Below are 3132 nucleotides of genomic sequence, written 5' to 3' on the forward strand. Positions count from 1 at the left end.
GCTGGTGAGCAGGAAGCCCAGCGCCACCTGCATGGTCAGCGCCGTGCCTACATAGGAAGGATGGGAGACCTCGCTGACGATAGTGGAAAACTGCGCCGAGTCCGCCACCACGGCGATCCCCCAGACCAAAGAGACGGCGACCAGGGCAGGGAAGCTATCGAACGCCAGCCCGGCGGCCAGGCAGCAGGCGCCGCTCACCGCCATGGCGACGATGGTGACGTTGCTGCGGCGGCGCAAGCGAACGGCTTCAACCTGCACACACACACAGTCATTGCGTGTACGGTCGCTCACCACTCCCGCCCACACGCACCCCACCGCTCCGATGGCAATGGCCGAAAAGGTGGACACCTCCACCCACGCTGTCGCGAGGCCCGCCCCCGAAGCCGCCAGCAGTACTCCGATCCATCCCCACATGGAATAGACCTCCCACATGTGCCCCAGGTATCCGAGGTTGCCCAGGCGCAGGCGGCGCTGGCGGAAGGTCTGGCCGACCTGATGGAAGTTAAAGGGCGGCTGCGGCGCGGCGTACGGGCCTTCGTGTACGCCGACCGCCACCACCAGCGCCGCCAGGACGGCGAAGCCGCTCGAAGCCAGGACCATCGCCCGCCAGGGAAGATTGCCCGCCGCCTCGACCGCATGGGGCAGCGCCGAGCCCACGGTCAGCGCCGCGATGAAGATTCCCAGCGCCAGGCCGCGTCCTTCCTTGAACCATCCCGCGAGCAGCTTCATGCCCGTGGGGTAGACGCCCGCCAAAAACACCCCGGTCAGGAAGCGCAGGACAAGCGCGGCGGCGATATGCTCCGCCGCCACCCAGGCGAAGAGGGCGTTGGCGGCCGCGGCCGCTAGGCTGCTGACCACAAAGATTTTGCCGGGGCGGAAGACGTCCGGCAGGTTGAAGACGGCAGCCACCAGCGCCCCGGCGACGAATCCCAGTTGCACGGTGATGGTGAGCCATGCGGTCAGGCCGTAGCCGGCGTTCCAGGCCTGAGCCAGCTGCGGCAGCGCCGCCGTCCCCGTGAACCACAAGGACATAGCCAGCAGTTCGGCGGTCGAGAGCAGGATGAGGACGCGGCGGGAGTCGGGATTCACCGGGCGGGGATTGTACCGTGAGCGTGCGCGTCCAGCCGTGTCCAAAGGTAACCGCCCCAGAGTTACTTGCGGTTTCGCACGCCCGATGTAACGGATTGACGTCCTGCGTCCTGTACCCTAATTTATGGGGCACCGTCGTTGCTTCCGTGGGCTCCTCCCTCTTGTTTTTAAATTTGAGTTTTTTTTGACTTCTTGTAGGCCATTCGCACTCGCAGTCGGCGCACTGCAAAAGGAGAACAATCAGTGAGAGTGAGAAACTCAGCGTATTTTTGCTGGTTCTTGCGTTGGCGAGCCTGGGCGGGTCGCTGCTCGTCGCGCAGAGTTCAAATTCGTCCCATGGTTCCGTAGTCGTTCCTGACAGCTCGGTGGAACATGGCCAGGATCGTGGAGTGCGGGCGCATACCAACCACCTGATCTGGGCGAATGGAAAACCCGGCGGCGGAGGGCCTAGGGGGGAATCGCCGGCCAGCATACGGGCGGTTTACTCGCTGCCCTCCAGCGGCGGATCGGGCGTGATCGCCATCGTGGACGCCTTTCACTACCCCACCGCCGACAATGATCTCGATGTTTTCTCCACGCAGTTTGGCCTCCCCCACTGCACCATCGCCAATGGATGCTTCAAGGTGGTGTATGCCAGCGGCAGCCAGCCAAGCACCAATTGTGGCTGGGCGCAGGAGACGGCGCTCGACATTGAATGGGCGCATGCCATGGCTCCGAACGCAAAGATCGTGCTGGTGGAAGCCGCCAGCAACAGCTTTGCCGACCTGTTCGCGGCCGTGGACGTTGCCACCGCTCAGGTGACCACCGGGAACGCGAGCGGCAACGGCGAAGTCTCCATGAGCTGGAGTGGGGGCGAGTTCTCCACCGAGTCCAGCAACGACAGCCATTTCCAAAACAACGGCCTCGTTTACTTCGCATCCAGCGGCGACACCGGTGGCGTGAACAGCTATCCCTCCGTTTCGCCCTACGTGGTCTCCGCCGGCGGCACGACCATCCACCGCACCAATGGCGTTTTCACCAGTGAAACCGCCTGGAGCGGGAGCGGTGGTGGTCCCAGCAAGTACGAGGCGAAGCTTGCCTATCAGAACGGCGTGGCCGGTACGGATTCCACCAAGCGGTCGGCCCCGGATTTCTCCTTCGATGCGGATCCGGCCAGCGGTGTCTCCGTTCTATGACAGCACCCGTTGCCAGGGATCCAGCGGATGGCTGGTCTTTGGCGGAACCAGCGTCTCCTCGCCCTCCATGGCTGGCATCGTCAACCTCGCCGGGCATGTCAACAGCAGCAGCAACACCGTCGGCGAGCTGACTACCGTCTATGCCAACCGCACCAACACCGCGGACTTTCGCGACATCATTTCCGGCACTGCGGGCGCCTTCGCCGCGGGCGTCGGCTATGATTTCGTCACCGGGGTGGGCTCGAGTCTGGGTCTAAACGGAAAGTAGTAAGCGCACCGAAGAGAATCGCACCGGGCTTCCCGAGAGCGGGAAGCCCTTGGTGTTTTGAGGCGTTCCAGCCAGGCAGCCGCTCCGCGCTGCAGCGCGGAGCGCAGGCTGCGCGCTGCTATAATCAACAGTCGCTCCCATGGAAACCGTGCCAAGAGTACGCTCGACCACCGTCCTGTGCGTGCGCCGGGACGGCAAGGTGGTGATGGCCGGCGACGGCCAGGTCACCCTAGGCGACGGCATCGTGAAGCACTCCGCCAAGAAGATCCGGCGGCTCTACGGCGACAAGATCCTGGCCGGGTTTGCCGGCTCCACCGCCGACGCCTTCGCCCTCTTCAGCCGCTTTGAGACCAAGCTGGAGCAGTACCAAGGCAACCTGGGCCGGGCGGCGGTGGAATTGGCCAAGGACTGGCGCACCGACAAGACGCTGCGCCAGCTCGAGGCGCTGCTTTTGGTCGCCGACCAGGGCCAGACCTTCCTCATCTCGGGCGCCGGGGATGTGATCGAGCCCGACGAGGGCATCGCCGCCATCGGCAGCGGCGGCCCGTACGCCACCTCTGCCGCCCGCGCCCTGGCCGAGCACACCCAGCTCTCCGCCCG

At 64.8% G+C, this 3132-nt stretch carries 4 protein-coding genes; 3 read left to right on the forward strand and 1 reads right to left on the reverse strand.

Features of this window, described 5'->3' with window-relative positions; translation table 11 throughout:
* Positions 1-1089: MFS transporter (locus VGQ94_00125; GenBank protein ID HEV2020914.1), on the reverse strand; the 1089-nt coding region annotated here is incomplete at its 3' end.
* 512 nt (positions 1090-1601) lie between these two features.
* Between VGQ94_00125 and VGQ94_00130 the strand changes: the two genes are divergently transcribed.
* From VGQ94_00130 to hslV, 3 genes are all read left to right on the forward strand, one after another.
* Positions 1602-2264: a hypothetical protein gene (locus tag VGQ94_00130; GenBank protein ID HEV2020915.1), complete on the forward strand. Its 663-nt coding sequence runs from the start codon at positions 1602-1604 to the stop codon at positions 2262-2264.
* Complete coding sequence (locus VGQ94_00135; protein ID HEV2020916.1) at positions 2248-2532, forward strand: hypothetical protein; 285 nt, start codon at positions 2248-2250, stop codon at positions 2530-2532. The genes VGQ94_00130 and VGQ94_00135 overlap by 17 nt, the downstream gene beginning before the upstream one ends.
* Before the next feature lie 139 nt (positions 2533-2671).
* A partial coding sequence (gene hslV / locus VGQ94_00140) for an ATP-dependent protease subunit HslV (protein HEV2020917.1) occupies positions 2672-3132 on the forward strand: 461 nt, incomplete at its 3' end.

This window comes from Terriglobales bacterium (assembly GCA_035937135.1).
GTDB lineage: Bacteria > Acidobacteriota > Terriglobia > Terriglobales > Acidobacteriaceae > DASYVL01.